Source organism: Mycobacterium sp. E1747, assembly GCF_001667775.1.
Lineage (GTDB): Bacteria > Actinomycetota > Actinomycetes > Mycobacteriales > Mycobacteriaceae > Mycobacterium.
The window spans coordinates 24,365-50,416 of record NZ_LZJI01000206.1 but is presented as its reverse complement, the minus strand read 5'-3'; the positions used below and the strand labels follow the sequence as shown (position 1 = coordinate 50,416).

The 26,052-nt window shown below is 67.9% G+C and carries 27 protein-coding genes and 3 tRNA genes; 15 read left to right on the top strand and 15 right to left on the bottom strand.

Annotated features, from left to right (window positions below; genetic code table 11):
- Window positions 1-11: 11 nt before the first annotated feature.
- Complete coding sequence (locus tag A5695_RS22235; RefSeq protein WP_068087310.1) at window positions 12-572, top strand: phospholipase D-like domain-containing protein; 561 nt, start codon at window positions 12-14, stop codon at window positions 570-572.
- A gap of 13 nt (window positions 573-585) precedes the next feature.
- On the opposite strand, the gene recD is transcribed toward A5695_RS22235, so the two are convergent.
- Genes recD through A5695_RS22215 form a run of 4 tightly spaced genes read right to left on the bottom strand, consistent with a single transcriptional unit; the run spans window position 586 to window position 9,789 of the window.
- Window positions 586-2,295 (bottom strand): exodeoxyribonuclease V subunit alpha, encoded by a 1,710-nt coding sequence (recD, locus tag A5695_RS22230; RefSeq protein ID WP_068087308.1) that lies wholly within the window; start codon window positions 2,293-2,295, stop codon window positions 586-588.
- Window positions 2,292-5,609 (bottom strand): exodeoxyribonuclease V subunit beta, encoded by a 3,318-nt coding sequence (recB, locus tag A5695_RS22225; RefSeq protein ID WP_068087305.1) that lies wholly within the window; start codon window positions 5,607-5,609, stop codon window positions 2,292-2,294. The genes recD and recB overlap by 4 nt, the downstream gene beginning before the upstream one ends.
- A gap of 1 nt (window position 5,610) precedes the next feature.
- A complete protein-coding gene (recC, locus tag A5695_RS22220; protein ID WP_068087302.1) occupies window positions 5,611-8,883 on the bottom strand; it encodes an exodeoxyribonuclease V subunit gamma in 3,273 nt (1,090 codons plus the stop codon).
- Between the two features lie 39 nt (window positions 8,884-8,922).
- A complete protein-coding gene (locus tag A5695_RS22215; protein ID WP_068087299.1) occupies window positions 8,923-9,789 on the bottom strand; it encodes a cyclopropane mycolic acid synthase family methyltransferase in 867 nt (288 codons plus the stop codon).
- A gap of 179 nt (window positions 9,790-9,968) precedes the next feature.
- On the opposite strand from A5695_RS22215, the gene A5695_RS22210 reads away from it, so the two are divergent.
- Both A5695_RS22210 and cynS read left to right on the top strand, forming a co-directional pair.
- The gene (locus A5695_RS22210) at window positions 9,969-10,484 is read left to right on the top strand and encodes a nitroreductase family protein (protein WP_068087296.1); all 516 of its coding nucleotides are present in this window, start codon (window positions 9,969-9,971) and stop codon (window positions 10,482-10,484) included.
- 209 nt (window positions 10,485-10,693) lie between these two features.
- Entirely contained in the window at window positions 10,694-11,149 is a 456-nt protein-coding gene (gene cynS / locus A5695_RS22205) for a cyanase (RefSeq protein ID WP_068087293.1), read from the top strand.
- A gap of 206 nt (window positions 11,150-11,355) precedes the next feature.
- Here cynS and A5695_RS22200 read toward each other — a convergent pair whose 3' ends face one another.
- The 3 genes from A5695_RS22200 to A5695_RS22190 are packed head-to-tail and all read right to left on the bottom strand — an operon-like array spanning window position 11,356 to window position 13,678.
- A complete protein-coding gene (locus tag A5695_RS22200) occupies window positions 11,356-12,051 on the bottom strand; it encodes a crotonase/enoyl-CoA hydratase family protein (protein ID WP_068087290.1) in 696 nt (231 codons plus the stop codon).
- Between the two features lie 19 nt (window positions 12,052-12,070).
- Complete coding sequence (locus A5695_RS22195) at window positions 12,071-12,904, bottom strand: hypothetical protein (protein WP_068087288.1); 834 nt, start codon at window positions 12,902-12,904, stop codon at window positions 12,071-12,073.
- Window positions 12,905-12,964: 60 nt separating this feature from the next.
- Window positions 12,965-13,678, bottom strand: coding sequence for an MBL fold metallo-hydrolase (locus A5695_RS22190; RefSeq protein WP_068087285.1), 714 nt, complete (start codon window positions 13,676-13,678; stop codon window positions 12,965-12,967).
- Window positions 13,679-13,788: 110 nt separating this feature from the next.
- Between A5695_RS22190 and A5695_RS22185 the strand changes: the two genes are divergently transcribed.
- From A5695_RS22185 to rplA, 12 genes are all read left to right on the top strand, one after another.
- A complete protein-coding gene (locus tag A5695_RS22185; RefSeq protein WP_068087282.1) occupies window positions 13,789-13,998 on the top strand; it encodes a type II toxin-antitoxin system VapB family antitoxin in 210 nt (69 codons plus the stop codon).
- A 79-nt stretch (window positions 13,999-14,077) separates the two neighbouring features.
- Window positions 14,078-14,150 (top strand) — tRNA-Thr (locus tag A5695_RS22180).
- A 52-nt stretch (window positions 14,151-14,202) separates the two neighbouring features.
- A tRNA-Met gene (locus tag A5695_RS22175) sits at window positions 14,203-14,276 on the top strand.
- Between the two features lie 44 nt (window positions 14,277-14,320).
- Complete coding sequence (gene rpmG, locus A5695_RS22170) at window positions 14,321-14,488, top strand: 50S ribosomal protein L33 (RefSeq protein ID WP_007167776.1); 168 nt, start codon at window positions 14,321-14,323, stop codon at window positions 14,486-14,488.
- A gap of 51 nt (window positions 14,489-14,539) precedes the next feature.
- Window positions 14,540-15,019, top strand: a complete 480-nt coding sequence (gene hadA / locus A5695_RS22165) for a (3R)-hydroxyacyl-ACP dehydratase subunit HadA (RefSeq protein ID WP_068087280.1) — start codon at window positions 14,540-14,542, stop codon at window positions 15,017-15,019.
- The gene (gene hadB, locus A5695_RS22160; RefSeq protein ID WP_067274995.1) at window positions 15,006-15,434 is read left to right on the top strand and encodes a (3R)-hydroxyacyl-ACP dehydratase subunit HadB; all 429 of its coding nucleotides are present in this window, start codon (window positions 15,006-15,008) and stop codon (window positions 15,432-15,434) included. Before hadA ends, hadB begins: the two co-directional genes overlap by 14 nt.
- A gap of 14 nt (window positions 15,435-15,448) precedes the next feature.
- On the top strand, window positions 15,449-15,946 hold the full coding sequence (hadC, locus tag A5695_RS22155) for a (3R)-hydroxyacyl-ACP dehydratase subunit HadC (protein ID WP_068087277.1): 498 nt from the start codon (window positions 15,449-15,451) through the stop codon (window positions 15,944-15,946).
- Between the two features lie 144 nt (window positions 15,947-16,090).
- A tRNA-Trp gene (locus A5695_RS22150) sits at window positions 16,091-16,163 on the top strand.
- Between the two features lie 148 nt (window positions 16,164-16,311).
- The gene (gene secE / locus A5695_RS22145; RefSeq protein ID WP_068087274.1) at window positions 16,312-16,758 is read left to right on the top strand and encodes a preprotein translocase subunit SecE; all 447 of its coding nucleotides are present in this window, start codon (window positions 16,312-16,314) and stop codon (window positions 16,756-16,758) included.
- A 26-nt stretch (window positions 16,759-16,784) separates the two neighbouring features.
- Complete coding sequence (gene nusG, locus A5695_RS22140) at window positions 16,785-17,528, top strand: transcription termination/antitermination protein NusG (RefSeq protein ID WP_068087271.1); 744 nt, start codon at window positions 16,785-16,787, stop codon at window positions 17,526-17,528.
- 31 nt (window positions 17,529-17,559) lie between these two features.
- Window positions 17,560-17,988, top strand: a complete 429-nt coding sequence (gene rplK / locus A5695_RS22135) for a 50S ribosomal protein L11 (RefSeq protein ID WP_068087268.1) — start codon at window positions 17,560-17,562, stop codon at window positions 17,986-17,988.
- A gap of 73 nt (window positions 17,989-18,061) precedes the next feature.
- A complete protein-coding gene (gene rplA / locus A5695_RS22130; protein WP_068087266.1) occupies window positions 18,062-18,769 on the top strand; it encodes a 50S ribosomal protein L1 in 708 nt (235 codons plus the stop codon).
- Window positions 18,770-18,847: 78 nt separating this feature from the next.
- On the opposite strand, the gene A5695_RS22125 is transcribed toward rplA, so the two are convergent.
- From A5695_RS22125 to A5695_RS22095, 8 genes are all read right to left on the bottom strand, one after another.
- Complete coding sequence (locus A5695_RS22125; RefSeq protein WP_068087263.1) at window positions 18,848-20,074, bottom strand: RNA polymerase sigma factor; 1,227 nt, start codon at window positions 20,072-20,074, stop codon at window positions 18,848-18,850.
- A 9-nt stretch (window positions 20,075-20,083) separates the two neighbouring features.
- Window positions 20,084-20,779, bottom strand: a complete 696-nt coding sequence (locus A5695_RS22120) for a YciI family protein (RefSeq protein ID WP_068087260.1) — start codon at window positions 20,777-20,779, stop codon at window positions 20,084-20,086.
- Between the two features lie 96 nt (window positions 20,780-20,875).
- Window positions 20,876-21,772 carry a hydroxymycolate synthase MmaA4 gene (mmaA4, locus tag A5695_RS22115; protein WP_068087375.1) on the bottom strand — a complete coding sequence of 299 codons (897 nt, stop codon included), beginning with the start codon at window positions 21,770-21,772 and terminating at the stop codon, window positions 20,876-20,878.
- Window positions 21,773-21,854: 82 nt separating this feature from the next.
- Window positions 21,855-21,977, bottom strand: coding sequence for a class I SAM-dependent methyltransferase (locus tag A5695_RS29850; protein WP_231974941.1), 123 nt, complete (start codon window positions 21,975-21,977; stop codon window positions 21,855-21,857).
- Window positions 21,978-22,095: 118 nt separating this feature from the next.
- Window positions 22,096-22,956, bottom strand: a complete 861-nt coding sequence (locus A5695_RS22110; RefSeq protein WP_068087257.1) for a cyclopropane mycolic acid synthase family methyltransferase — start codon at window positions 22,954-22,956, stop codon at window positions 22,096-22,098.
- An 87-nt stretch (window positions 22,957-23,043) separates the two neighbouring features.
- Complete coding sequence (locus tag A5695_RS22105) at window positions 23,044-23,952, bottom strand: alpha/beta fold hydrolase (RefSeq protein ID WP_068087254.1); 909 nt, start codon at window positions 23,950-23,952, stop codon at window positions 23,044-23,046.
- On the bottom strand, window positions 23,952-25,295 hold the full coding sequence (locus tag A5695_RS22100) for an AarF/ABC1/UbiB kinase family protein (protein WP_068087251.1): 1,344 nt from the start codon (window positions 25,293-25,295) through the stop codon (window positions 23,952-23,954). Before A5695_RS22100 ends, A5695_RS22105 begins: the two co-directional genes overlap by 1 nt.
- A gap of 148 nt (window positions 25,296-25,443) precedes the next feature.
- Window positions 25,444-26,016, bottom strand: coding sequence for a DinB family protein (locus A5695_RS22095; protein ID WP_068087372.1), 573 nt, complete (start codon window positions 26,014-26,016; stop codon window positions 25,444-25,446).
- Window positions 26,017-26,052: the final 36 nt, after the last annotated feature.

Sequence of the window (26,052 nt, the reverse complement as noted above, 5' to 3'; positions counted from 1 at the left end):
GAGAAACCGCCATGGCACTGCGTTCGCTCACCGAGTTGGACCAATACAAAGCCGCGCCGTTTCCGCCCGGCTACCCCGACGACACGCGAACGTTCTACAGTCCGGTCGACCGGGTGCACGAGGCGCTCAAAGCCTTGCTGACGTCGGCCGACAAGAGCATCGTGGTGGCGATGTACGGCTACGACGACGCCGAATTGAATTCGGTGCTGCAGTCGGCGCTGAAGGACGAAAAGATGTATGTGCAAATGAGTCTCGACTCCACCCAAGCCGCGGGGAAATCCGAGCGGGCTCTGTTGGCCCCGTGGCTCAACGACAAGATCGGCAACAGCATCGCCATCGGTCACAGTGAGAAGTCGGCGATCATGCATTTGAAGATGGTGATCATCGACGGTGTCGACGTCATCACCGGTTCGACCAACTGGTCCACCGGCGGAGAATCCAAGCAGGACAACCAACTCAGCGTGATCCGCGACCCGTATGTGTGCGCGGAGGCTCGTTCGCGGATCGACATCATCCACGACGTCATGCTCAAGCAGATGGCCGCCAAGGCGCAATCCGGCGGTGCGCACTAGGGCGACGCCGCCCTCAGGACGTCTGCAGCCGCTGCGCCAGCCCGGTCGCCCGCACCGCCCGGCGTTCGATGGCCGCCCGCACCGACGCCTCGCTTCCGGCCACCCGAACCTTGGCCTTCGCCCGGGTCACGGCCGTGTAGAACAGCTCCCGGGTCAGCAGCCGCGAATCCTCCGGCGGCATCAGCACCGTCACCTCGTCGGCCTGGCTGCCCTGACTCTTGTGGATGGTCATGGCGTGCATGGTCTCGATGTCCGTGAGCCGGCTGGTCGCGAAGCTCAACCTTCCGGTGGCGCCGGCGATGACGGCCCGCAACCCGTCGTCGCCCGCCACGACCACCCCGGTATCGCCGTTGTAGACCTTGAGCCCATAGTCGTTGGCCGTCACCAACAGTGGCCGGCCCGCGTACCAGGGCGACGACGGCTGCTGACCCGTCTCCTCCGTGAGCCAGCGCTCCACCTGTCGGTTCCAGTGCGACGCCCCGTACGGGCCGTGCCGGTGCGCGCACAACAGCCGGTGCTCGTCGAGCGAGGCCAACGCCGCCTCGGGGGCACCGAGGACCGCCGCCTGCCGCACCCGCAGCGCGTGCGGGACCAGCACTGTGCGCAGCCGCTCGGTCGGCCCGTCGGAATCGAGCCACTCGATGTGCTCACCGCCGGCCCGCAACAGCCCCAGCACGCGGTCGGCGTCGCCGACCCGGATCGCCTCGGCCAGCGCGCCGATCGACTCGCCGAATCGATGCGGTGTGCGCAGCGCCGCCACCCGCACGTCCGCTCGCGCCGTCAGCCCGTCCACCAGGTCGGCCAGCACCGCACCGGCCTCCACCGAGGCCAGCTGGTCGGGATCGCCCACCAGGATCAGCCGCGCATCGGGCCGCACCGCCTCCAGCAGCCGGGCCATCATCGTCAGCGACACCATCGACGTCTCGTCCACGACGATGACGTCGTGGGGGAGCCGGTTGCCACGATTGTGCTTGAACCGCACTGACGTATCCGGCCGCGAACCCAGCAGCCGGTGCAGTGTCGTCGCCGGCAGGCCGGCCAGCCGGGCCCGGTCCGCCGCGTCGAGCCTGTGCACCTCGGCGGCCACCGCCTCGGCGAGCCGCGCCGCGGCCTTGCCGGTCGGGGCGGCCAGCGCCATCCGGGGTAGCGGCAGCCCGGCGCTCTCGGCCTGCCCGGCGAGCAGCGCCAGCAACCGCGCCACCGTGGTGGTCTTGCCGGTTCCGGGACCACCCGTCAGCACGGTAACCGCTTGTGAGACGGCGATTTCCGCGGCCGCTCGCTGCTCCTCGTAGCCCGGCGGGAACAGTCGATCCAAGTCCGACGCGTCGGCCCTCGCCCCGGGCGCGGAGAGCGCGAGCAGGTCGGCGCACACCTGCTGTTCCTCGAGCCAGTACCGGTCCAGGTACAGAAGTTCGCCGAACAGCCGCAGCACCGGCGGCGACCCGAGCAGCGGGCTGGCGCGCACGGCGGCCATCCACCCGGCGGGGTCGGGCCACGGCAGGTCGGCGACGCCGACTTGCGCCGCCACCGCCCGCAGGTCCACGCACACCGAACCACTGCGCAGCGCCCGCACCAGCAGCGCGACCGCCAGGGCCACCCCCTCGTCGGGCGCGCCGGCAAGCGCCGTAAGCCGCTGCGCCACATGGACATCGGCGGCCTCGAAGACCCCGGCGTCGGTGTACGTCCGCAGCAAACCCTCGGCGGTGATCGCCTCCAGCGTCACGCGACCCTCCTCCCGTCGAGCAGGTCCGAGAGCTCGGCTATCAACGACGGAGGCGGCCGCCAGCTGAACACTCCTGACGGGTGACCGTCGACCACCGGGGCGACCGCGCCGCACATGCCGCGCACGAACAGGTAGAGGACACCGCCGAGCTGCGCGCCGGGGTCGTAGCCCGGCACGCGCCACCGCAGAAACCGGTGCAGCACAACGCTGTACAGCAACGCCTGCAGCGGATAGTCCGAATGCAGCATCGCCTCGACCAAGCGCGGCCGCTCGTAATCGGCGGACGTCAACGGCCGATCCGGGTCACCGAGCCAGTTCGTCTTGTAATCGACCACCAGATAGCGATGCCGCGCGCCGTCGGGCACGCGCAACACGGCGTCGACCGAGCCGGTCAGGTAGCCGCGCAATGGCTGATCGCCGAGCGGGCGGCTCGCCAGGCGGTCGGCATAAGACGCCAGGGGGTCATCGGCCGGTAGGTGCGCACGCAGCAACGCGCCCATGTCCGCCAGCCGGATCTCGGGCGCCGCGGAACGCAGATCCCCGCCGGCCAGGGGGAATTCGAAGTCCAGCTCGCGTAGCCGGTCCGAGAGCCCGATGCGCCGCAACGTCAGGTCGCCGGCCAGCGGTCCCAGCGGGGTGTCGTGCATCGGCACCATGGCCGCCGCGAGCGCGTCGGGAGGTACGTCGACCGGCCACCACACCGACTGGGTGCGGATGTGCGCCTCGAGCTCGGCGGCCAGATCGGCGGCCAGCGGGTCGGCGGTTTCGAGCACGGCGTGCACCAGCGTGCCGAACTTCGCGCCCATCGGCAGGTCGGCCATCGGCGACGGCACCTCCGGCCCGGAAGCGGTCTGCATCAACGGTATTTCGCCGACCTCGTCGTCCAGCTCGGTGACCTCCGGCTCGCTGCCGACCCCGGCGGCCGCGGAGTTTTCCGCGACCCGGATGAGTCCCGAGTAGGAGGTGCGCCGCCACCCGGTGTCGATGGCGCGGTGAAAGTGGCGGCTGTCGAGGTTGGTTGGCACCGGGTGCGGCGGCACCGACGGCGCGGCGGCCACCACCGACCGCTCGATCACCGGGCCGCCCGCCGCCTCCCATTCGCGCAACCGGTCAAGGGCGTCGTCGTCGAAAATCTTCGCCGGCTCGCAGCGGTCCGGCACGCACGGGTCTCCCGGCCGTCTACCGCGCAGCAGCCGCGACAGCCCGCCGTTGGGTTCGTCGAACGCCGGCGACCACCACGCGACGACCTGCGACTGGGCCCGGGTCAGCGCCACATAGGTCAGCCGGCTGTCGTCGCTGGCGTCCTCCTTGCGGCCCAGTACCTCGACGGCCTTGAAGTCCGGGCTGTCCTTGCCGCCGATGTGCAGGCAGCGCACGCCGGCGTCGTGGAACAACACCACGTCGCGGTCCTGGGTGTTGCGGTTGAACGCGAACGGCAGATACACGATCGGGTATTGCAGGCCCTTGCTGACGAACACCGTCATGATCTGCACGGCGGCCGCGTCGCTGTCCAGGCGCCGGTTGCGTTCTGGCGCGCCGGCGCGTTCCTCGCGCTGCCTGCGCAGCCAGTCGCGCAGCGCCGGCAGGCTGGAGCGCTCGCGGTGGGCGACGTCCTGCAGCAACTGCGCGATGTGCGCGAGGTCGGTCATGTGGCGTTCACCGCCGTGCGCGGACAGTACCCGGTCGGCCATGCCCGAAAGCTGCGCGGCCTCGAAGATGGCGGCCACGCCGCGCTCGCGGGCGTGGCCGGCCCACTCCCGCAGGGTTTCCGCGACCCGGTCGGTCAGCGCGTCGCCGCCGGCCGCCAGCGATTCCGCGGTCTCGCCGAAGAACATGGTGGCCGCCGCGGCGCGCACCATGCCGGGGCGGTGCGGTTGGTCGAACGCCTCCAGCAGGCAGAGCCAGTCCTCGGCCGCGTCCGACCCGAAAACGTCGGAGTCGCCGGTGTAGACCGCCGGCACGCCCGCGTCGCACAACGCTTTGAAGCAGGCGGCCGCATCCTTGTGCTTCTCCACGATCACGGCGATGTCGCGGGCCTGCAGCGGCCTGCCCGCGAACGTCGCGCCGGCCGCCAGCAGGGCGCGGATGTCGGCGGCCAGATCGGCGCCGATGTGGGCCCGCAGCTCGTCGATGGGCAGATTCTGAATACCGCTGCGCCCCAAAGTTTCTCGCTGGACCACCCGCAACCGGAACGGGTCGTTGTGCGGGGCGCCGGCCAGCCGGTGGCCGCGATGGTAGGCGTCGACGTCGTCCACCACGATCGCGGGATCGCCGAGTTGGGCACCCCGCAACACCACCTGCAGGCGCTCGATAAGCGCCGCGTCGCTGCGCCAATTGGTGGCCAGCGTCTTGCGCTCACCCGCCGTCTCGGCCGCCCGAAGATACGTCACGATGTCGCCGCCGCGAAACGCGTAGATGGCCTGCTTGGGATCGCCGATCAGGATCAGCGTGGAGCGGCCGCTGAACGCGCGGTCGAGCACCTGCCATTGCACCGGATCGGTGTCCTGGAACTCGTCGACCATGACGATCGGCCAGCGGTGGTGCATGCGCGCCCGCGCGGGGGAATCCTCGGTGGCCAGCGCGTCGGCGAGCCGGCCCAGCAGGTCGTCGTAGTCCAGAACGCTCAGCCGGCGCTTGCGGGTGTCCAGTTCAGCCAGAACGTCTTTCGCGAACATCACGCAGACGGCCGCCCGCGAACCGGGCTCCGGGTCCCGCGGGCGCAGCTGCGTCGACGGGTTCCTGACGACCTCGCGCGCCAGGCGCAACGCCTCGCGGTAGGCCAGCGCCGGGTCGTCGCGCTCGCGCCCGAAGTGGGCGAGATACAGATCGTCGACGATCTCGACGATCAACTCGTCGAGACTTTCCAGCAGCGTGACATTCGCGGCGGTGTCGCCGGCCACGCCCAGTGACTTCAACACCAGTTGGCAAAACTGGTGGGTGGTGGCGATGGTCGCGGCGTCGAAACCCGCCAGCCCGTCGCGGAGCCGCTGCCTGCGCGCGGCGCGTTCGTCGTCCGTGCCGTCCAGCAGGTATGCCACCAACTGGTTGTCACCGGGGGCCCACGGATCATCGAAAGCCGCCACCGCCTCGACCATTTGGCCGCGCACCCGTTCGCGCAACTCCTGGCTGGCGGCCCGGCCGAACGTGATCAGCAACATCTGGTCAAGCGTCGCGGCGCCCTCGGCGAGGTAGCGGGTTACCAGGCCGGCCAGCGCGAACGTCTTGCCGGTGCCCGCGCTGGCCTGCAGCACCGTGGTCGATCGATCGGCGGGCAGCGGGCCGAGCAGATCGAAGCGCTCCGTCACCTGCCTCATGTCAAGGATTCCTCTCGGCCCGCAGCATCGGCAGCCAGACCCGCGCGGCGTAGGCGCCCAGCCGGGTTTCTTCGCCGTCGAACTCCTCACCCGGGCGCACGGGCCGCATCAGATCGGTCATCCGGGTGTTCTTGCCCCAGGCCCGCACATGGGCCGGCTCCTCGTGCTCGTATTTCCACCGGTATTGCGCCTCGCGCAGTGGATCGTCGCCGCAGTGCCGCGCGGCCGCCCACGCGTAGGACGTCTTGATTGGCAACGGAATCGGCTCCCGGCGGCCCGCGTCGTAGACCACCACCAGCTCGCGCAGCAACGCCACGGCATCCTCGTGCGGCCGTCTGAGCCCCTCCACCCGCGGGGTGGTGCCCCGTTTCGGGCGGCCGATGCACACCGCCGACCAGTCCCGGCCCGGGTTGTGAGCGATCAAGGCCAGCAACGGAATCCAGGACTCGAGCAGGTGCTTGCCGTCCAGCTTGGAGTACGTCACCGACACCAGCCGCTCGCCGTACACCGGCGACACCGTGCCCGTGAGCCGCCGCCCGGACCCCAGATCGATGTCGACGTCGTACGCCCCGGCGTCGGACCCGCGGTATTGCTGCGCCGCCGACGCCAGCAGTGCGGCCTGGTCGCGGACCTCCGTCGCGGTGCGCCAACCCAGTTGGCCGGGCGGCAACGTGCCCCGCCGCCACTCGGCCTGCCGGGCATCGTCCGGCGTCCACCCGCGCAGGATGTCGCCCAGCATCCGGTCGCCGACGGTCCACTCCTCGAGGGCGTCGAGGTCGATGGGCATGGCGTCTTGCACGCCGTCGACATCCCGCGGCAGCGTGAACTCCAGCGCGCGGAAGAAGCCCTTGACCGGGTCCCTGAAGAAGCCGATGAGGTCGGCCAGGATGACGTCGTCCGCGGGCGGTGGCGGCAGCGGTCCCGAGATGAACCGGGGTGCCTCGCCCCGCTCGCCCGCGGCGACCCGGGCGGCCCGCAGCACGGTCGGGTCGAAGCTGAAGGGCACCGTCGGCACCAACCTGCCCGGGATGACGTTGCGAACGTCGAAGGGCTGCAACGGATGTTCGACCACGATGCGCCCGCGAATCCCCTCTCCGGACACCGTCATGTCCAGCGTGTCCAACAGTTCGGCCAGCGGCACCGCCGGCGGCCTCGGCTGGCCCGAGTACTCGTTGACGCCGGTGTAGGTGATCACCAGCTTCTCGGTGGCCGCGCCGATGGCGTCGAGCAGCAATTGCCGATCCTCGGAACGGATGTCGCGTTCGCCGGTCATCGGGTCGCGCGCCAGCGCGTCGTCACCGTCGACGACGCCGAGTCGGGGGAACACCCCGTCGTCGAGGCCGACCAGGCACACCGCCCGGTGCGGCACCGAGCGCATCGGCACCATCGTGCACACGGTCAGGGTGCCGGTGCGGAAGTTGGCCCGCGTCGGGCGCCCCGCGAGGCGCCCGTGCAGCAGCGCCCGGATGTCGGGCAGCCGCAGCACGATGTCGGCCCGCGGCCCGGCGTCGGCCAGCGTCGACGCGAATTCCCTTTGCATCTGGCCGGTCTGCCACTCATCCGCGTCGTCGACACGGGTCAACAGCTCGATCCCGTCGGCCAGCGCGGCCAGCCAGTCGCACAACGGCCGTGTGCCCGTGAGCGAGTCGACCACCAGCTGCAGTCGGGACACGAATTCGGCGAGCTGGCCGGCCAACTGGACGCGGTTGCTGCTGACATCGTCCAGCGGCAGTGTCGCGTCGATCCAGGCGTGCGAGTCGTCGGACATCGCGACGCCGGCCAGCACCCGATCGATACCGAAACGCCAAGTGTTGTGTACGAAGTCGACGTGGTAGGGCCGCCGGTGCTCCTGATCGAACCCCCACCGGATGTTCGCCTGGCGGACCCAGCGGGTGATGGCCTCCAGATCATCGTCGGTGAAACCGAAGCGCGCCCGCACCGGTGCGGCCTCGGCGAAGTCGAGCACCTCGCTGGCCGTCACCCGGCTGCCCGCCAGCGCCAGCAGCCGCGAGGCGACCCCGAGCAGCGGATTGGTTTGCAGCGGTGAGCGATCCGCGAGCCGAACCCGCAACCGGTGCGCGGGATGCGCGCCGCGTACCACGTCGCCGAGCCCGAAGTCGGCGACGATCAGCGGCGCGTACGTCTCGATGTCCGGACACATCACCAGGATGTCGCGCGGCTGAAGCGTCGGGTCGTCCTGCAGCAGGCCCAGCAGTACCTCGCGCAGCACGTCGACCTGGCGCGCCGGGCCGTGACAATTGTGCACCTGCACCGAGCGGTCGTGGTCGGCGAGCGTGCGGCCTTGTGGCCGAACGGTATTCGCCGCGATGTCGGACTGCAGCCAGCCGAGCAGCGTGTCGGGCCGCTCCGGCGCAGGCAGGTACTCGTCGGTGTGCGGACCGGCGGGCAGGGCTCTTTGCAGTTCCCGCAGGTCGCGCCCGAGCGTCGCCAGCAGCGGATGGTGCACGGCGCGGTGGCCGGTGTCGGCGCGGCGCGGGATCGGCCCGCGGGCGCCGGCCAGCGCGCGCCACAGTTCGTCGCTGGGATGCGGCAGCCACAGGTGCAGATCGTGGTGGGCGGACAACGCGTCCAGCAGTTCCACGTCGGTGCTCGCCAACCGGGTGTGCCCGAACAGCGACAGCCGCTCCGGCAGGTCGGCCGGGCCCGCCCGGAGCCGGGTCACGGCCTGCTGATGGCGGACGTGTGGGGGCTCGGCGGGCACGGCGGCCACCAGCGCCCGCCAGAGCTCAGGCTGCCAGGCCAAGTCGGGATCGAGGTCGCCCTGCTCGCCGGCCAGCCAACCGGCGAGCAGCCCCGGACGCTGCCGGGCGTACGAGGCGAACAGACCGGCCAGCCGGCGCGCCACCGAGTAGCGGCGACCGCGGCGCAGCTCGGCCTCCGCCTCCGTCGACGCGAAGTGACCTAAATGCGTTGCCAGCGTGCGGCACCACGGCTCGTCCAGCGAGCAGTCGATCACCTCTAACAGCGGCCACGCCATCGCCTCCGGTGACCACGCGTCCGCGTCGGCCGTGCCGGTGAGTTCGGCGATCAGCGAAGCCGGGCTGCGGAACGACACCCCGGCGCACACCCCGTCGCCGCCGCGGTCGCGGCCGAGCATGTGCGACAACCGCTGGCTGAGCCAGCGTTCGACGCCGCGCGCCGGCACCAGCACCAGTTCCTCGGTGAAGGGGTCGATCGGCGGGTTGGCCAGCAGGGAGCCGAGGCCGTCGGCAAGGAGATCGGTGCGCTCGGCACGGTGGAGATGAAGCGACATCGCGGTGCCACGATAGCCCCGGACACCGACGCGAGTGGGTTACTTGGCCAGCGTGAACTGGTTGATGTCGATGTAGCCGTCCCGGAACGCTTTGGCGCAACCGGTCAGGTACCGCATGTACCGCTGGTAGACCTCTTCGGACTGGATCGCGACCGCCTCGCTGTGGTGGGCTTCCAGCGCCACGGCCCACAGGTCGAGGGTGCGGGCGTAGTGCAGCTGCAGCGACTGCCTGCGGGCCAGGTTGAACCCCATCTTCGAGGCGTGGAACTCCACCATCTCGATCGGCGGCAGTTGGCCGCCCGGGAAGATCTCGGTGGCGATGAAGTTGTTGAAGCTGGTCTGCTCTTCGGTCATCGGCAGGCCGTGCTCGACGATCTGCTCCGGTGTCAGCATGGTGATCGTGTGCAGCAGCATCACCCCGTCGCTGGGTAGGAGGCGGTAGGCCTTCTGGAAGAAGTCGTCGTAGCGGTCGTAGCCGAAGTGCTCGAACGCCCCGATGGAGACGATCCGGTCGACGGGCTCGTCGAACTGCTCCCAGCCCTGCAACAGCACCCGCCTACTGTGCGTGGTGTTCATCGCGTCGAACAGCTTGTGCACGTGGGCGGCCTGGTGCTCGGACAGGGTCAGACCGATGACGTCCACGTCGTATTTCTCGATCGCTCGCCGCATCGTGCCGCCCCAGCCGCAGCCGATGTCCAGCAGCGTCATCCCGGGCCGCAGCCCGAGCTTGCCCAGGGCCAGGTCCATCTTGCGTAGCTGCGCTTCTTCCAGCGGGATATCGCGCATCCGATCGAAGTAGGCGCAGCTGTAGGTCATCGTGGGGTCGAGGAACAGCCGGAAGAAGTCGTCGGACAGGTCGTAGTGCGCCTGGACGTCTTCGAAGTGCGGCGTCAGGTTTTCGGTCATGCCGGCTACGCGCCTTTCTGAATCCGGGGCCATTCAGCTGTACACGAGCGCGCGGAGCAGCTGGTTCACCATGGCTTCCCGGATGGGCCGGAATGAAACTTCGGCGGGCCCGTACGCGGGGAATTCCGCCGACGTTACGCCCGTTTAGCCGAGGTCAAGTGAAATGCGAGGAGGGACACATGGAGGCTTGGGACGCGATATGCGCCCGGCGCAACGTCCGGCAGTACCAGCCGGAGCCGGTTTCCGAAGCGGACCTGAACCGCATCGCCGAGGCCGGATGGCGCGCGCCGTCGGCGAAAAACCGGCAGCCGTGGGACTTCGTGATCGTCACCGACCGGGCGCAGCTGCAGGAGCTGTCGACCGTCTGGCAGGGGGCCGGTCACATCGCCGGTGCCGCCGCCGCGATCGCGATCGTCGTGCCCGTGCCGCCCGACGAGCGCCGCGTGATCACCGACAACTACGACGTCGGCCAGGCCACGATGGCGATGATGATCGCGGCCACGGACCTGGGGATCGGGACTGGCCACTCGTCGGTGGGTGACCAGGACAAGGCCCGCGCCATCCTGGGTGTCCCCGAGGACCGGTTGGTGGCGTTCCTGCTCGGTGTCGGGTATCCGGGCGACCGCCCGCTCACCCCGATCCGCAAGCCGAACCGGCGCCCTTTCGCCGAGGTGGTTCACCACGGGCGCTGGTGAACAAGCGGCCGTAACCTCGTCACCCTGCACGACCACCGGGACGACGACGGAATCGACGGCTCTGGTCACCGCGACGAAGCGGGCGTGAGGGCCGGTAGCCCGGGGAGCTATCGCCGCCGGTGGTGGTTGATATCGCATGCGATATCAAATTTGGGGAGCGCCTTATGGTCCCGACGCGGCGCCGCGCGGTGCGTGCATGCTTGGGGGCTATGAACAGACATGAGATCACCGAGCAGGTCGTCCTGGCTCGCCTGAGGCGCGGCCTGACGTGGCAGGAGCTGGCCGACGCCATCGACAGGCCGGTGGTATGGACCACCGCGGCGCTGCTGGGCCAACACCCCATTCCGCCCGAGCTGGCCAGGGTTCTCGTCGAGAAGCTCGGACTGGACGAATCGGTGGTGCCCGTGCTGGCGGCGCCGCCGATGCGTGGCGGGCTGCCCACCGCGGTGCCGACCGACCCCACCATCTACCGGTTCTACGAGGCCCTGCAGGTCTACGGCGGCGCGATCAAGGAGCTGATCCACGAACAGTTCGGCGACGGCATCATGAGCGCGATCAACTTCAGCGTCGACCTGCAAAAGAAGTCGCACCCGTCGGGCGATCGCGTCGTGGTGACCCTGGACGGGAAATTCCTTCCCTATCAATGGGTTTCGACGGAGAACTGAAATAGCGCCCGCGGCCGAACCGGTAGACCCGGGGTGCGCTGTCGCGGCGGCGGCGAACCGGTGAGGTGACGACGCTTCGCGCGCGTGTCAAACTGGCGTTGAGGAGGCGAAGGGAACGCGGTGGCGGCTAGCAGCGGCCACCGCGTTCGACGTTCAGGTCATCGACACCCGCGGCGCCGTTGGGCAAAATCCACTGGCCAGGCAGCCTAGAGGCCGAACTCGGCCTCGATGCCGTCGATCCCGGCACGGATGGCCTTGAGCGCATCGGCGCGGGCACGGAGTTTGGTTGCGGCGTGGGCGTGCTGGCGCAGACCGGCGAACTCGCGCGCGGCCTCCTCGGCGCGGCTCACCACCATCTCCGGCAGCACGATCTCGTCGACGAAACCGGCGGCCAGCGCGGTCTCGCCGAAGAACGTCTTGGACAGCCCGGCGGCCTGCTGGTACGCCGACTGCGTCAACCGCAGCTTCATGATCTCCAGGGCGGCGTACGGGATGACCATGCCGATCGCCACCTCGTTGGCCTGGATGTTGTAGGCGTGCGCGGCCACCCGGTGGTCGCCCGAGGCCAGCAGGAACGCCCCCATCGCGATGGCGTGGCCGGTGCAGGCCATCACCACCGGCTTGGGATGCGACAACAGCCGGTAGGACAGCTCGAAGCCGCCACGCAACATGTCGATCGCCGGCTGCGTCTCGCCGGAGGTGAGGATCTTCAGGTCGAACCCGCCGCTGAACACCCGCTCGTTGCCCGTGATCACCAGCGCCCCGGCGTTGTCCGCCTCGGCCCGGTCGATCGCCTCGCCCAGCGCCTGCTGCATCGTCGGGCCCAAGGCGTTGACCTTGCCGTCATCCATCCGGATGACCGCGATCGAATCCTGCAGGCTGTAGTGAACCGGGCCGCTCATGGTTGCTGGCTCCTTGCCGTCACGTCGGCTGACTGTGGTGTTTACCCAGGTCGTCCGGGGTCTCACTCCAGCGCAGGCTGACATCGGTGGGGTCGTCGAGCTGGCGGGTGCGCCATCTGTCCTGCGTTTCCCGCACGGCGTCGTTGATCCGTTCGATCTCGCTGCGGAACACCTCGGGGCGGGTTTCCTTGCTCGCGTAATGGAAGTACGTGAGCAGGCCGCGCAGCAGCTCCAGCTTCTGCTTCTCCCGCTTCGCCAGGTCGTGGGTGGTCATCAACTCGATGCGCTGGACGGGCGGCAAGGAATCCCAGTCGAGCACCACCTGGGTTTCCAGCGGAAGACGGTCGCGTTCCCAGAATCGCCACCCGCGCGGGTGCTCGGGCCGGTCGAAGTAACTGATCGTGCCGGTGAAGCGGGACTCGATACCGCTGCCGATCTCGGCGCGGTCGAGCGCCGAATCCCACACCATCCGCCATTCCTGGCCGGGGGCCAGGTACGGCAACTCGCGCGGAAGCCGCAGTTCGACGACGTCGGCGTAGCCGTCGGTCGCGTTCTCGTATTCGGCCACCGTCGGCGGGTTCACGAACGAGAACGTGATGTCGTAGGCCGCGGTCTGACCGAAGTTCCTGACCACCAGCTCGATCACGTGCCAGTCGGCGGGATGCGGTTCCATGAACATCGAGACCTGCGGGCGCGTCTGCTCCGCGGCCAGTCGGCGGTTGCGGGCGATCTGGGTGTTGGTGAAGACCAGGGTGATGACGGCGAGCGCAATCGCCGCCCACGCCGCCCACGCAATCCAGGTGCTGGAGCCGGCATGTGTGATCCCGTTCCAGCTGTCCTGGATCCACCCCATGGAATCCACCCTCCGCTTATATCACAGGCCGGTTGCCGATCCATTGTGGTCGAGCGACCCTCAGCCGCCCATCAACATTCGCCATTGCGCGAGGTCCGCGGCCCGGTACACGTAGTTGGAACGCTTGACATCCGACAGCGAAGCGCTTGGCTTCGACGAATACCAGTGCCCGGGAAAGACGGTCGGATCACCGGGCAATGTCGCGAGTTGCTGCAGGCTGCGGTACATCTCGTCGGAGTCGCCGCCGGGAAAGTCGGTGCGCCCGCAGCCCTCCAGGAAAAGCGTGTCACCGGCGACCAGGCGGCCGTCGAGCAGGAAGCACTGGCTGCCGGGCGTGTGGCCGGGCGTGTGCAGCAACTCGATCTCGATGTCACCGATGCTGACCTTGTCGTGATTGTCGTGTGCGGTCAGGTCCCCGAGGCTGATCCCGGTGACTCGCGAAACCCATTGCGCCTCATGGGAATTGACGTGCACTGGCACGGCTTTGCGTTCGAGCACCTCGGCCAGGCCCTGCAGCGAAAAGCCCATCATCGATCCGCCGACGTGGTCGGGATGGTGATGGGTCACCAGCACGCCCGACAGCTGCATGCCGTCAGCCTCGAGCGTCTCGAGGAGATCACCGGCCGCATAGGCGGGGTCGACCACCACGCAGTCGCCCGTTTGGCGGTCGCCGATCAGGTAGGCGAAGTTGCGCATCTGGGTCGCGACCATATCGCCGGCGGCGAAGTCGCGGCCGGAAAGCAGTTGGCGAAAATACAGCCGGTCCGTTGACACGTGACCAGACTAGGGCGTGCTCAGCCCAGGCCCGCAGCGCCGCCGCGAACTTTGCCGCAACACCGCACGCGAGCAGCGATGGGCTGCCGCCCGCTGGGTATTGTTGGCGCATGAGGAAGAAGGTCGAAATCGAGATCGACGTCGATCTGATCGACGAGGCAATCCGCCGCTTCCATCTGGCCGACGCCCGCGAGGCCGTCAACCTGGCATTGCGCACCCTGCTCACCGAGGCCGACGCCGACGAACCGGCCGAGGAGTACGACGAGTTCAGCGACCTCAGTGCCTGGCAGCTCCGTCCCGGCGGCGGCGCCGCCCCCTAACGCGCGTGGTTTGGTCCGGTTGTGGGCCAGGCTGTACCCTCTTTTAGGCCCGCGGCACTGCGTCCGATTCGGGTGAACGGCCCCCTTAGCTCAGTCGGTAGAGCGTTTCCATGGTAAGGAAAAGGTCAACGGTTCGATTCCGTTAGGGGGCTCGGCGGACGCCGAGCAGGCGTGGGCGGCCCTACCCCAAAAGGGGTGGCCAGAGGCGATGTAGCTCAGTCGGTTAGAGCGAACGACTCATAATCGTTAGGTCGCCGGTTCGAGTCCGGCCATCGCTACAACACAACAACGCGCACTTTTTCAGAGAGTTGAGAGAACTGTCATGGCTTCCAGTACCGACGTGCGGCCAAAGATCACCTTGGCCTGCGAGGTGTGCAAGCACCGCAACTACATCACCAAGAAGAACCGCCGGAACGACCCGGACCGCATGGAGCTGAAGAAGTTCTGCCCGAACTGCGGCAAGCACCAGGCCCACCGGGAAACGCGCTAGCGCGCGACCCGCGACCGGTTATTCGCCACTGACTAGGTAGATTTTAGAGCCGTGCCGTTAAGCGAGAGCATCGTCGGGATGCACTACCGCTATCCCGACTATTACGTCGTGGAGCGGGAAAAGATCCGTGAGTACGCCGTCGCCGTGCAGAACGACGACGCCATGTTTCTCGAGGAGAAGGCGGCCGCGGAGCTCGGCTATGCCGACCTGGTCGCGCCGCTGGCGTTCATCTGCGTGTTCGGCTACCAGGCGCAGACGGCGTTCTTCAAGCACGCGAATGTCGCCGTCCACGACGCGCAGATCGTGCAGGTCGATCAGGTGCTGAAATTCATGGCGCCGATCGTGGCGGGCGACAAGCTGTACTGCGACGTCTACGTCGACTCGATGCGGGTGTCGCACGGCACCCAGATCATCGTCACCAAGAACATCATCACCAACGGTGCCGGTGATGTCGTGCAAGAGACCTACACGACCCTGGCGGGCCGTGCCGGCGAGGATGGAGAAGAGGGATTTTCTGATGCCACTGCGTGAGTTCAGCTCGGTGAAGGTGGGTGACCAGCTCCCTGAGCGGACCTACCCGCTGACCCGTCAGGATCTGGTGAACTACGCGGGCGTCTCGGGCGACCTGAACCCGATCCACTGGGACGACGAGATGGCCAAGGTTGTTGGGCTGGACACCGCCATCGCGCACGGCATGCTCACCATGGGCATCGGTGGCGGTTATGTCACCGCGTGGATCGGCGACCCGGGCGCGGTCACCGAGTACAACGTGCGGTTCACCGCGGTGGTGCCGGTGCCCAACGACGGCAAAGGCGCCGAGTTGGTCTTCAACGGCCGGGTGAAGTCGGCTGATCCGGAGACCAAGTCCGTGACCATCGCGTTGACGGCCACCACCGGCGGCAAGAAGATCTTTGGTAGGGCCATCGCCTCCGCGACCCTCGCATAGGCGGGGCCTGGTTAATGGCACTCAAGACCGATATCCGCGGGATGATCTGGCGGTACCCGGACTACTTCGTCGTGGGCCGTGAACAACTTCGCCAGTTCGCGCTTGCCGTCAAGGACCGCCACCCCGCCCACTACGACGAGGACGCGGCCGCCGAACTCGGCCACGACGCGATCCTGGCGCCGCTGACGTTTGCGACGATCTTCGCCAAGCTCGTCCAGCTGGACTTCTTCCGGCACGTCGACATCGGCATGGAAAACCTGGTGATCGTCCAGGTCGACCAGCGGTTCGTGTTCTCCAGGCCGATCAAGGCCGGCGACAAGCTGTGGGCCCGGATGGACATCCACTCGGTCGATGAGCGGTTCGGTGCGGACATCGTCGTCACCAGGAACACCTGCACCGATGATCAGGGCCAGGTGGTCCTGCAGTCCTACACGACGCTGATGAGTCAGTACGCCGAGTCGGAGAACCTAAAATGGGACCCGGAGTCCGGCCAGGTCATGCGAACGGCGTAATTAGTATCTGGCTCGCGGGTCGATGTACACTCGGACCTCGGGGTTTTCCCAGCATCAGCGCGCTTTCCGGGATTCGAGCAATCGGAGGGCGCGCGTGTCATGTAAGCCCCGGCAGGTAAGCGCAGGTTGGCCTGCCAACCGCGAAGGGGCGTAGCTCAACTGGCAGAGCAGCGGTCTCCAAAACCGCAGGTTGCAGGTTCAAGTCCTGTCGCCCCTGCTGAACGCGACGTCCGGTGACGATGCGGGCCGGCCCGGCCCGAGGAGGAGCCGGACAATAGAAGAAGGCGTGCCATGGTGGACACTGGAATAGTGGCCGTCCACCACGGGACGTCCCGCGGGACAAGAGCAAATTTAAGGAGCATGCGGTGAGCGACGAAGGCGATGCTGCCAACGACGCCACAAGCGACGGCGCCGACAGGGAGGAAGACCGTGCAAGCGGCGGTCGGACCGCTGTGGTGACGCGGCCGCAACGCCCGACCGGCAAACGATCCCGGCAGCGAGTGGCCGACGCGGGCGAGGACGTCGACGTAGAGTCGGCGGGCGAGGCCGAGGTCGCCAAGGAGGACAAGGGCGCCAAAGCCAAGAAGGACAAGAAGCCGAAGAAGCCCGGAGATCGTTCGGCCAACCCGTTCGTTTTCGTCTTCAACTACCTCAAGCAGGTGGTTGCGGAGATGCGGAAGGTCATCTGGCCCAACCGCAAGCAGATGATCACCTACACGTCGGTGGTGCTGGCGTTCCTGGCCTTCATGGTGGCGCTGGTCGGCCTCGCGGATTTCGGCCTCACCAAGCTCGTGCTGCTGGTGTTCGGCTGAGCGACAGATAGAGAGGACTGAAAACCGTGACTACCTTCGACGGTGACACGTCCGCGGGTGAAGCGGTCGACGTAGAAGAGCGCACCGAGGACACTGAGACCACCGAAACCTCAGCGGCCGAGGCCCCCGAGGAGTCGACCGAAGAGGTCGACCCGGCGGCCGCGCTCAAGGCGGAGCTGCGCAGCAAGCCGGGCGACTGGTACGTGATCCACTCCTATGCGGGATACGAGAACAAGGTCAAAGCCAATCTCGAGACCCGTGTGCAGAACCTGGACGTCGGCGACTACATCTTCCAGGTCGAGGTGCCCACCGAAGAGGTCACCGAGATCAAGAACGGCCAGCGCAAGCAGGTCAACCGCAAGGTTCTGCCCGGCTACATCCTGGTGCGCATGGACCTGACCGACGACTCGTGGGCCGCGGTGCGCAACACCCCGGGTGTCACCGGGTTCGTCGGCGCGACGTCGCGGCCGTCGGCCCTGACCCTCGACGACGTGGTCAAGTTCCTGCTCCCGCGCGGCGCGACCAAGAAGGCCGCCAAGGGCGCGGCCACCACCGCTGCCGCCGCCGAGGCCGGTGGGCTGGAGCGCCCGGCCATCGAGGTCGACTACGAGGTCGGCGAGTCGGTGACCGTGATGGACGGGCCGTTCGCGACGTTGCCCGCGACCATCAGCGAGGTCAACGGCGAGCAGCAGAAGCTCAAGGTGCTGGTGTCGATCTTCGGCCGCGAGACGCCGGTCGAATTGACCTTCAGCCAAGTGTCGAAGATTTAGAACGTCAGCTAGGAAGGAACACCAACACCTCATGGCCCCGAAGAAGAAAGTCGCCGGGCTGATCAAGCTGCAGATCGTGGCGGGGCAGGCCAACCCTGCGCCGCCGGTCGGACCCGCGCTCGGCCAGCACGGCGTCAACATCATGGAGTTCTGCAAGGCCTACAACGCCGCCACGGAGAACCAGCGCGGCCAGGTCATCCCGGTGGAGATCACGGTCTACGAGGACCGCAGCTTCACGTTCGCGCTGAAGACGCCGCCCGCCGCGAAGCTGCTGCTCAAGGCCGCGGGCGTGGGCAAGGGCTCGGCCGAGCCGCACAAGACCAAGGTCGCCAAGGTCACCTGGGACCAGGTGCGCGAGATCGCCGAGACCAAGAAGACCGACCTCAACGCCAACGACATCGACGCGGCCGCCAAGATCATCGCCGGCACCGCCCGGTCGATGGGCATCACCGTCGAATAGCAGTACGACTCTGCCCGTGGGAGGGCCAGCTTCGGCCCGTCAACCACAACCAACCACGAGATTGGATGAATCAATGAGCAAGACCAGCAAGGCATATCGCGCCGCCGCCGAGAAGGTGGACCGCAACAACCTCTACAGCCCGCTGGAGGCGGCCAAGCTCGCCAAGGAGACCGCGTCGGCCAAGCAGGACGCGACGGTCGAGGTGGCGATCCGCCTCGGCGTCGACCCCCGCAAGGCCGACCAGATGGTCCGCGGCACGGTCAACCTGCCGCACGGCACCGGTAAGACCGCCCGCGTCGCGGTGTTCGCGGTCGGCGACAAGGCCGAGCAGGCACAGGCCGCCGGCGCCGATATCGTCGGCAGCGACGACCTGATCGAGAAGATCCAGGGCGGCTTCCTGGACTTCGACGCCGCGATCGCGACGCCCGACCAGATGGCCAAGGTCGGGCGCATCGCCCGCGTCCTGGGCCCGCGCGGCCTGATGCCCAACCCCAAGACGGGCACCGTCACCCCGGACGTCGCCAAGGCCGTGGCCGACATCAAGGGCGGCAAGATCAACTTCCGCATCGACAAGCAGGCCAACCTGCACTTCGTCATCGGCAAGGCGTCCTTCGACGAGAAGGCCCTCGCGGAGAACTACGGCGCCGCCCTCGACGAGGTGCTGCGGCTCAAGCCGTCCGCCTCCAAGGGCCGTTACCTGAAGAAGATCACGGTGTCGACGACCACGGGCCCGGGGATCCCGGTGGACCCGTCCGTCACCCGGAACTTCGCCGAGGCCTGATTTCTCTGCGCGAGCAGACGCAGAATCGCACAAATGCCGCACTGGCGATGCGATTCTGCGTCTGCTCGGCGTTGGTGGCTACCCGCCGCACTCGGCGATGCGGCGCCGCAGAAACTCGCGGCCCGGTTCCGAACCGTTGACCGCCAACGCTTCTCGGTACCAGACGACGGCGTCGGCCGGCCTGCCCGCGCGCCGGAGCAGGTCGGCGCGCACCGTCGCGAGCAGGTTGGAGCGGCTCAACCGGGCGTCGTGTGCCACCTCGTCCAGGGCGGCCAGGCCGGCGTCGGGGCCGTCGCGGATGCCGACCGCCAGGGCGCGGTTGGCGCGCACGACCGGCGAATTGGTCAGCCGCACCAACCGGTCGTACGCCGCGCATATGGTGACCCAGTCCGTCTGCTCCCAGGATGGCGCCGTCGCGTGCAGCGCGGCGATCACCGCCTGCGGCAGGTAGGGGCCCGCCGACCCTTCCGCCAGCCGGAGCCGATCGAGCCCCCGGGCGATGCGGCCGCGGTCCCACCGGCGGCGGTCCTGCTCCTCGAGCGGCACCAGCATGCCGGTGTCGTCGACCCGGGTGGCTCGTCGCGAATCGTGCAGCAGCATCAGCGCGGCCAGCGCGTGGGCCTCGGGCTCCTGCGGCATCAGCCCGCACAGCTCGCCGGCCAGCCGGATCCCTTCGTCGCACAGTTCGTCGCGGATCGCCGACGGGCCGGCCGTCGACCAGTACCCCTCGGTGAACACCGAGTACACGCAACCCAGTACGTGCGGCGTGCGTTCGGGCAGCAGCTCGGCGGGCGGCACCCGCAGCGGGATGTTGGCGTGCCGAATCTTGCTCTTAGCGCGCGTGATCCGTTGGCCGATCGCCGCGTCGCTTTGCAGCAGCGCCCGGGCGATCTCGGCGACCGTCAAACCCGACACCAGCCGCAGGGTGAGCGCCAGTTGCGACGGGCGGTCCAGGGCGGGGTGCGCGCAGGTGAACATCATCCGCAGTTCGTCGTCGCGCACCGGGGACGGGTCGGTGTGATCGGTGCGCGCCCGTATTTCGTCGACGTGATTCTTCACGGCCGCCAATTCCTTTCCGGGACGGACGGTTTCGCGGCGCAGGCGATCGCGCGCCCGGTTGCGGGCGACGGTCACCAGCCATCCGCCGGGATTGTCCGGCAGGCCGTCGCGGCCCCAGCTTTCAAGCGCCTCGGCGCAGGCTTCCTGGACGGCGTCCTCCGCGATGGTGAGGTCGCCGGACCACCGCGCGAGCGCGGCGACGGCGGGCCCCCATTCCCGACGAAAGACGCCGTCCAGGTCGGACACCGGCGACGCTCAGAGCCCCGAGAGCCCAGCCAGCTGCCGCACCTGCACCGTCGTGGCCGGGATCATCGACGCCAGCTTGACGGCCTCGTCGCGGTCAGCGGCACTCAACAGGTAGATCCCGGTGGCGATTTCGGCGCCTTCCACATAGGGCCCGTCGGTGATCAGGACCTCGCCGTCGCGCACCCGCACGGTGGTTGCCGTGGACCGATCGTGCAACGCGGCGCCGCCGATGATGTGATCGCCCGCGACCGCCTGCAGGTCGGCGTGCTTTGCCGCCACCGCCTCCCACTCCGGTGTGCCCGGCGTGTGCGCGGATTCGGCCGGCTCCAGCAGCAGCGCGAGCCAGTCGTTCCCGGTGAGCCCGCGGGACAGCTCGACGGAGTGCACTGTGGGCCAGACCTCGACCGCGCCGAACGTGGCGAGCGGGACGTCGCGCGCCAACGCCAGCGCCTCGTCGAGGTTTTCCGCTTCGAACAGGTAGAACCCGCAGGCCACCTCGGCAGACTCGGCGAAGGGGCCGTCGGTGACCACCGGCGCGTCGGGGCCGCCGGTGATGACCGCCGCGGCGCCGGCGGGCGCCAGGGCGTCCCCGGACTTGATCGCGGGGCCGGCCTTGGCGTGAAACTTCCCCCAGGCGGCCATCGCGTCCGGGCTTTCGGGCGCGCGGTCCTGTTCCCTGCTGATCAACAAGGCGAAGTACTGCATGTCTCGTCACCTCCAGATAGCGAGCGAAGCCCCGTGCTCCACTCTCTACCTATCCGACGAACGACGCAGCCCTGATCCGACAGCGTCGGAAAAAAATCAGCCGACGGCTCCGGGCTTGAGGTAGGTCACCAGGCTGACGTCGAGCATCTCGTCGGTGAAGTAGTGTTCGCAGCCGCGCAGGTACTTCATGTAGCGGTTGTACACCTCTTCGGAGGTGACGTCGATGGCCTTCTCGCGGTTGGACTCGAGCGCATCGCCCCAGATGTGCAGCGTCTTGATGTAGTGGGGCCGCAGCGAAAGTGGTTCGGGCACAATGAAGCCCGCCTTCTCACCGTGGTCGACCATCATCTGGGTGGACGGCAGCCGCCCGCCCGGGAAGATCTCGGTGATGATGAACTTGATGAAGCGCGCCGTCTCGAAGGTCAGCTTCTTGCCGCGGGCGGCCATCTCGAAGGGGTGGTAGCTGACGCTGCTCTGCACGGTCATCCGGCCGTCTTCGGGCATGATGTCGAACGTCCGCTTGAAGAAGTCGTCGTAGTTCTCGTGTCCGAAGTGCTCGAAGGCCTCGATCGACACGATGCGGTCCACGGGCTCGGTGAAGTCCTCCCAGTTCTGCAACCGGACCTCGCGCGAACGGTCGCTGTCGATCGAAGCCAGCACCTGCTCGCAACGGGCGTGCTGGTTCTTGGAGAGCGTCAGACCGATGACGTTGACGTCGAACCGCTCGACGGCGCGCTTCATCGTGGTGCCCCAACCGCAGCCGATGTCCAGCAGGGTCATGCCCGGCTTGAGGTCCAGTTGGTCCAGGTTCAGGTCGATCTTCGCGTACTGCGCCTCTTCCAGCGTCATGTCCTCGCGGGCGAAGTAGGCGCAGCTGTAGGTCCGCGTCGGGTCCTGGAACAGGGCGAAAAAGTCGTCGGAGACGTCGTAGTGCGCCTGGATGTCCTCGGGAGCCGTCCGAATCTTCGTCGGGCTAGCCGGTTGATCAGCCATTTTAGTCTCGTTCTCCTGGATGGAGTTCACTGCGAATTCGCTGCGCACTCGCCTTGTGTGTGACGTGCAACCATACCCAACTCTACTTTTCCAGCGTGGATTGGTTGCAGTCGATGTTGCCCACGCGGAAAGCCCTGGCGCAGCCGGTCAGGTACCTCGCCCTCGCGGGGGAAGTACGCTCGGCGCCGGCCGGGTTGTCAGACATCTGGCCTCCCCAGGGGCGGGCACGACAGAGGTGGCGGCCCAATCGGGGACGGTACCCGCCGGGGACTCAAAACGGCGCATTTGCGCGCGGGTGCGCCGGAGTTTCCGCGGGCGGCGCGCTACTTGGTGAGCGTGTACTGGGCCACGTTCGAGATGCCCTTGCGGAACAGGTCCGCGCAGCCGGTCAGGTAGCGCATGAAGCGGTCGTAGACCTCGACGGACTGGATGGCGATGGCCTGTTCGCGGTTGGCCTCCAGATTGGCCGCCCAGGTGTCCAGCGTCCGCGCGTAATGCGGTTGCAGATATTGGATTTGCTCGATCGAGAAACCGCTGGCCTGCGCGAGGTCGACGATATCGGTCTCGCCGCACATCTGCCCGCCGGGAAAGATTTCCTTGCCCAGGAAATGGAAGAAACGCAGATCCGACATCGTGATTTGAATGCCGCGTTCCTTCCAGGACGACTGCGGATAGGTGAAAATGCTGTGCATCATCATCCGGCTGTCATCGGGCAGCGTCTTGTAAGCCCAATCCCAGAACGCCGGCCAGCGCTCCTTTTTGAAGGCGTCGAAAGCCTCGAAGCTGATGATCCGGTCGACCCGTTCGTCGAATTCCTCCCAGCCCTGCAGCCGAGCCTCGGCCCGCCTCGTGGTTGGGATGGCGGCCAGCCTTTCCTTGGTGCGGGCGTAATGGTTGCGGCTGAGCGTGATACCGATGACGTTGACGTCGTACTTCTGCACCGCGCGGACCACGGCCCCACCCCAACCGCAACCGACGTCGAGCACCGTCATCCCCGGCTCGAGCTTGAGTTTGTCCAGCCCCAGATCGAGCTTGGCGAGCTGCGCCTCTTCCAGCGTCATGTCGTCGTTCTTGTAGTAGGCGCAGGTGTACACCATGTTGGGGTCGAGGAACAGCGCGAAGAAGTCGTCTGAAATGTCGTAGGTTGCTTGCGACTCTTCGTAATACGGCTTCAGCTTGGCCATTGTGGACCCACCTCCTTTGACAACCGTACAACCCCGCGACTTGGACTGAGATCGTAGGGGGAAGCGTTTCGTTCGAGTGCTTTTGGCTTAGCTCGCCCGGGCGAAGTTGCTCGTCAGTACGCCGATCACCTGATCCCACAACTGCTGTGGCAGATCATGTCCCATCCCGTCGAACAACACCAACCGAGCGCCGTCGATGGCCCTGGCCACCGCGCGGCCCCCGAAGGGCCGCATCAGCTTGTCGGCCCGGCCGTGGATCACCACCGTCGGCGCGGCGATCCGCCTGTTGTAGTGCTTCAGGCTGCCGCTGCCCAGCACGGCGTCGAAATGCCGGGCGACGCCCCACGGGTAGTAGCTGCGTTCGTAGCTTTCGATGGCCTCGGCCCGAAGCTGCTCCTCGGGCGCCAGGAAGCGCCGGCTGCCGATGATCTTGCTCACCCGGATCGCGTTGTCCACGATCACGTCGCGCGGCGAGTTCGGCGCCGGACCCTTGATGAGCGCCAGCAACTGGCGGGGACCCGGCGGCGGCAGGCACGCCGAATTGTTGCTGGAGAAGATGACCCCGAGTGTCTTGGTCCGCTCACGGAACCGTGCGGCGAAGATCTGGGCGATCATGCCGCCCATCGACGCACCCACGATGTGTGCGTGCTCGATGCCAAGGTGATCCAGCACCGCCGCGGCGTCGTCGGCCATGTCCTCGAGCTTGTAGGGCGCGTCGCTAGGCAGCCCCAGCCAGGACCGGGCCAACCGCGCCACCAGCGGCTGGCCGGAGCCGCGGTGCTGCGTTTTACTCGACAGGCCGACGTCCCGGTTGTCGTACCGGATCACGCGCAGCCCGTGGCCGACCAGCCGCTCGCAGAACGCGGTCCGCCACAGCACCAGCTGGGCGCCCAGCCCCATGATCAGCAGCACGGGCGGGTCGTCGATGTCGCCCATGTCCTCGTAGTACAGCTTCACCTCGCCGCCCGACGTGGCGTGCCCGGTACGGACCTCCATCAGACCTCTTCGGCTTGGTGCTCGCGGCTGACCTCGACCATGAAGTTCGCGAAGTAGCCGGTCAGCTGCGGGTCGGACATCATCTGCCACTTCGGTGCCAGCAGCTTCATGTACCGCTCGACGTAGAGGAACTGCTTGCCGATCAGCACCAGCTCGCGGGGCAGCTTGACGTCGTAGGCGTCGGCCAGGGCCGACAGCTGGCGCCCGATGTCGGCGTAGGACATGTCGCCCAGCGTCTGCATCGTCAGCGGGGTGGCGAATTTTTCCAGGTCCTTGGCGGCTTGGGCCTCGGGCTTCATGGTGCCGACGGCGCCCATCAGCACCACGATCTTGCCCGCCGCGGCGTGGTCCTTCTTGACCAACAGGGCGTAGACCAGCTCGCGCAGCAGCCAGCGGGTGCGGGGATCGATGCGGCCCATGATCCCGAAGTCGAAGAACACGATGCGGCCCTCGTCGTCGACGTAGAGGTTGCCCGCGTGCAGGTCGCCGTGGAACAGGCCGTGCCGCAACCCGCCCTCGAAGAGCGAGAACAGCAGCGCCTTCACCAGCTCGGTCCCGTCGAAACCCGCCTTGCGGATGGCGGCGACGTCGTCGATGCGGATGCCGTGCACCCGCTCCATCGTCAGCACCCGCTCGGAGGTGAAGTCCCAATGCACCTGCGGCACCCGGATGTTGCGGCCCAGCGGCGAGGCGTGCAGGTGCGAGACCCACGCGTCCATCGACTGCGCCTCGAGGCGGAAGTTCAGCTCCTCGGCCAGATTGTCGGAGAAGTCGGCGACCACGTCCTGCGCCGAGAGCCGCCGACCGAGCTTGGCCAGCTCGACGGCCTGGGCGAAACGCTTGAGGATTTGCAGGTCGGCCGCGACCCGGCGGCGGATGCCCGGGCGCTGGATCTTGACGACGACCTGCTCCCCGGTGTGCAGCGTCGCGTAGTGCACCTGGGCGATGGACGCCGACGCGAACGGCGTCTCCTCCCACTCGGCGAACAGCTCCGCGGGGTCGCCGCCGAGCTCCTCGGCCAGCAGCTGGTGCACCTCGTCGGTGTCGGCGGGCGGCACCCGGTCCAGCAGCCCGCGGAACTCGCGGGACAGCGATTCGCCGAATGCCCCGGGGCTGGAGGCGATGATCTGCCCGAATTTCACGTAGGTCGGGCCCAGGTCGGCGAAGGTCTGCGGGAGCTGCTTGATCACCTTCTGCTGCCACGGGCCCTTTCCCGGCAGCTTGGTGATGACGCGCGCTGCCGTGCGGGTGACCTGCCAGCCGGTGACCGCTACCCGGGCCGCCTCGATCGGCAGCGGCACCCGATCGAGCCTGGCCACGTCTCGATGCTTGGTAGAGCTCATTTAAGTAGTCTGCCAAATCGGTGGTGTCCAGGCCCAATTCGCTGTGACCGCGACCACCGGAAACCGGGGAGCGCCGAGCGTGCATTCACGCCGGAAAATCGGCCGGCCCGATTGTCGCCCTCAGAGCACGTTCGGTGCGGGCCGGGGCTCAGCGTCGCGTCCAGGGCTGCACCCAGCCCTGGATCGTCCAGCCCTCCAGCGCCGCGATCAGCTCGTACATGGTGGCCCCGTCGATGGATTCCCGGATGATGTCGGCATGCCCGGCGTGCCTGGCCAGCTCGTTGATGACGTGCAATATCACCCAGCGCACCGACCAGGCCTGCAGGTTCTTCGGGAACCAGGGGATGTCCTTGGGCACCGGCACGGCGGCGTCGAGGTCCGCGGTCTCCACCAACGCCAGCGTCTCCGCGTTCTGTTCTTCGAAGGCCCGCAGTAACCCGTCCAGCGTCTCGTCGGGCCGCATCACGTGCTGATCCGCGAATTCCTGCGCGATCTGCTCGAACGGTCGCGGGTCCTTCGGCGGCGCGCCCGGCGCCGCGGCGACCCGGCCCATCCAGCTGCGCTGCATGGCGGTGGCGTGCTTGACCAGGCCGCCGATCGACAGCGCGCTGACGGAGGGGGCGCACCGGGCCTGTTCATCGGTGAGGCCGTGGCTGACCGCGAAGTAGGCGCTCTGGTGAAACGCCAGGTACTCGCGCAGGGCGCTGCGCTCGTCGGACACCGGCGGGGCGAGGGCGGGCATTAGCCGATCGTAGAT

Excerpts from the sequence above, each read along its gene's own strand:
- A5695_RS22195 (WP_068087288.1), bottom strand. The coding sequence starts at position 12,904 with ATGGGGTGGATCCAGGACAGCTGGAACGGGATCACACATGCCGGCTCC.
- A5695_RS22210 (WP_068087296.1), top strand. The coding sequence starts at position 9,969 with ATGGAGGCTTGGGACGCGATATGCGCCCGGCGCAACGTCCGGCAGTAC.
- recC (WP_068087302.1), bottom strand. The coding sequence starts at position 8,883 with ATGTCGCTTCATCTCCACCGTGCCGAGCGCACCGATCTCCTTGCCGAC.
- A5695_RS22200 (WP_068087290.1), bottom strand. The coding sequence starts at position 12,051 with ATGAGCGGCCCGGTTCACTACAGCCTGCAGGATTCGATCGCGGTCATC.
- hadC (WP_068087277.1), top strand. The coding sequence starts at position 15,449 with ATGGCACTCAAGACCGATATCCGCGGGATGATCTGGCGGTACCCGGAC.
- A5695_RS22105 (WP_068087254.1), bottom strand. The coding sequence starts at position 23,952 with ATGGAGGTCCGTACCGGGCACGCCACGTCGGGCGGCGAGGTGAAGCTG.
- mmaA4 (WP_068087375.1), bottom strand. The coding sequence starts at position 21,772 with ATGGCTGATCAACCGGCTAGCCCGACGAAGATTCGGACGGCTCCCGAG.
- rplA (WP_068087266.1), top strand. The coding sequence starts at position 18,062 with ATGAGCAAGACCAGCAAGGCATATCGCGCCGCCGCCGAGAAGGTGGAC.
- rplK (WP_068087268.1), top strand. The coding sequence starts at position 17,560 with ATGGCCCCGAAGAAGAAAGTCGCCGGGCTGATCAAGCTGCAGATCGTG.
- hadB (WP_067274995.1), top strand. The coding sequence starts at position 15,006 with ATGCCACTGCGTGAGTTCAGCTCGGTGAAGGTGGGTGACCAGCTCCCT.
- recB (WP_068087305.1), bottom strand. The coding sequence starts at position 5,609 with ATGAGGCAGGTGACGGAGCGCTTCGATCTGCTCGGCCCGCTGCCCGCC.
- A5695_RS22235 (WP_068087310.1), top strand. The coding sequence starts at position 12 with ATGGCACTGCGTTCGCTCACCGAGTTGGACCAATACAAAGCCGCGCCG.
- A5695_RS22110 (WP_068087257.1), bottom strand. The coding sequence starts at position 22,956 with ATGGCCAAGCTGAAGCCGTATTACGAAGAGTCGCAAGCAACCTACGAC.
- A5695_RS22215 (WP_068087299.1), bottom strand. The coding sequence starts at position 9,789 with ATGACCGAAAACCTGACGCCGCACTTCGAAGACGTCCAGGCGCACTAC.
- cynS (WP_068087293.1), top strand. The coding sequence starts at position 10,694 with ATGAACAGACATGAGATCACCGAGCAGGTCGTCCTGGCTCGCCTGAGG.
- rpmG (WP_007167776.1), top strand. The coding sequence starts at position 14,321 with ATGGCTTCCAGTACCGACGTGCGGCCAAAGATCACCTTGGCCTGCGAG.
- A5695_RS22100 (WP_068087251.1), bottom strand. The coding sequence starts at position 25,295 with ATGAGCTCTACCAAGCATCGAGACGTGGCCAGGCTCGATCGGGTGCCG.
- A5695_RS22120 (WP_068087260.1), bottom strand. The coding sequence starts at position 20,779 with ATGCAGTACTTCGCCTTGTTGATCAGCAGGGAACAGGACCGCGCGCCC.
- A5695_RS29850 (WP_231974941.1), bottom strand. The coding sequence starts at position 21,977 with ATGTCTGACAACCCGGCCGGCGCCGAGCGTACTTCCCCCGCGAGGGCG.
- A5695_RS22185 (WP_068087282.1), top strand. The coding sequence starts at position 13,789 with ATGAGGAAGAAGGTCGAAATCGAGATCGACGTCGATCTGATCGACGAG.